This window comes from Variovorax sp. P4_D9, from assembly GCF_056401695.1.
Genome location: NZ_JBFUIU010001298.1, coordinates 1 through 1,775, shown reverse-complemented (window position 1 = coordinate 1,775; position 1,775 = coordinate 1). Strand labels below are relative to the sequence as shown.

Below are 1,775 nucleotides of genomic sequence, written 5' to 3'. Positions count from 1 at the left end.
CGCTCTCGCTGCCCGCGGTGATCACCACCGACCTGCGCCTGAACGAGCCGCGCTACGTCACCTTGCCCAACATCATGAAGGCCAAGAAGAAGCAGCTGGACACGTTCAAGCCGGAAGACCTGGGCGTGGATGTCAAGCCGCGCCTGAAGACCTTGAAGGTCAGCGAGCCGCCCAAGCGCGGTGCCGGCATCAAGGTGCCTGACGTGGCAACTCTCGTCGACAAGCTGAAGAACGAAGCGAAGGTGATCTGACCATGACCGTACTTGTTATTGCCGAACACGACCACGCCACGCTCAAGCCGGCGACCCTCAACACCGTGACCGCGGGCATCGCCTGCGCCAGCGGCGATGTCCATGTGCTGGTGGCCGGCGCCAACGCCGCCGAAGCCGGCAAGGCCGCGAGTCAGGTCGCAGGCGTGGCCAAGGTGATCGKCGCCGACAGCCCCTCCCYGGCCGAGAACCTGGCSGAGAACGTCGCSGCYCARGTSCTKGCGATCGCCAAGAACTACAGCCACATCCTGTTCCCCTCGACCGCCAACGGCAAGAACGTGGCGCCACGCGTGGCCGCCCTGCTCGACGCGGCGCAGATCAGCGATGTCACCAAGGTCGACAGCCCCGACACCTTCGAGCGACCGATGTACGCCGGCAACGCGATTGCGATCGTGCAGAGCAGCGACGCGATCAAGGTGCTCACGGTGCGCACCACCGGCTTCGATGCGGCCGCCGCCACCGCCACCGGTGGCAGCGCGGCAGTGGAAACCGTGGAAGGCGTGGCCGACTCGGGCAAGAGCAGCTTCGTCGGCCGCGAGGTGACGAAGAGCGAGCGCCCCGAACTGACCGCTGCCAAGATCATCGTCTCGGGCGGCCGGGCGCTGGGCAGCGCCGAGAAGTTCCAGGAAGTGATGGCCCCGCTGGCCGACAAGCTCAACGCGGGCCTGGGCGCCAGCCGCGCGGCCGTGGACGCGGGCTACGCCCCGAACGACTGGCAAGTGGGCCAGACGGGCAAGATCGTCGCGCCGCAGCTATACATCGCCGCTGGCATCTCGGGCGCGATCCAGCATCTGGCGGGCATGAAGGACTCCAAGGTGATCGTGGCGATCAACAAGGACGAGGAGGCGCCGATCTTCTCGGTGGCCGACTACGGCCTGGTGGCAGACCTGTTCACGGCCGTGCCGGAATTGGTCAAAGCGCTCTGAGACTTTAAAGATCCATCCAGGGCTAACCAGTGGCCCTGGGGATTCGCACGGGCTCTGGTGCAAACCGCACCTCCAGTAGGCTGTGGCCTTTGAACTGAAGGTGTATCGATGGCGCAGAGGCTGCAAAGCATGGACGAGCTGTTCAAAGGGCGGCACTTCGAGCGAGAAGTCATCGTCCTGTGCGTTCGCTGGTACCTGCGCTTCAAGCTAAGCTTTCGCGACCTGGTGGAGATGATGGCCGAGCGCGGCCTGACCTTGGCCCACACGACGATCATGCGATGGGTCCAGCGTTTCGTGCCCGAGTTCGAAAAGCGCTGGAATCGCTTCGCTCGCAAGGCCGGTCGCTCGTGGCGCGTCGATGAGACGTATGTGAAGATCCGCGGCAAGTGGACCTATCTTTATCGAGCCGTCGATCGAGAAAGCCAGACCGTCGACTTTCGTCTGATACTAAATTGCGTTCAAAGATATAGAAGTTATCCATTCGAACCCAGTCATTGACTGGGTTTTCGTTGGATTGGATTCGAGGGCGACGAGCCCGTGGGTCAGGGCGCTTTCGACGGCGTCCAGATTGGCGAAGACG

Annotated in this window: 2 protein-coding genes and 1 pseudogene; all 3 read left to right on the top strand. The window is 63.6% G+C overall.

All coding sequences use genetic code 11. The annotated features are described in order from the left end of the window. Nucleotides 1–251 (top strand): electron transfer flavoprotein subunit beta/FixA family protein (locus AC1DY5_RS54180; protein ID WP_478122448.1); only part of this gene is annotated, 251 nt, incomplete at its 5' end. 2 nt (nt 252–253) lie between these two features. Further along, nucleotides 254–1,195 carry an electron transfer flavoprotein subunit alpha/FixB family protein gene (locus AC1DY5_RS54175; RefSeq protein WP_478122447.1) on the top strand — a complete coding sequence of 314 codons (942 nt, stop codon included), beginning with the start codon at nt 254–256 and terminating at the stop codon, nt 1,193–1,195. A 108-nt stretch (nt 1,196–1,303) separates the two neighbouring features. Beyond that, nucleotides 1,304–1,639 (top strand): annotated as a pseudogene (locus AC1DY5_RS54170) (IS6 family transposase); the annotation flags it as partial. Between the last annotated feature and the right edge of the window lie 136 nt (nt 1,640–1,775).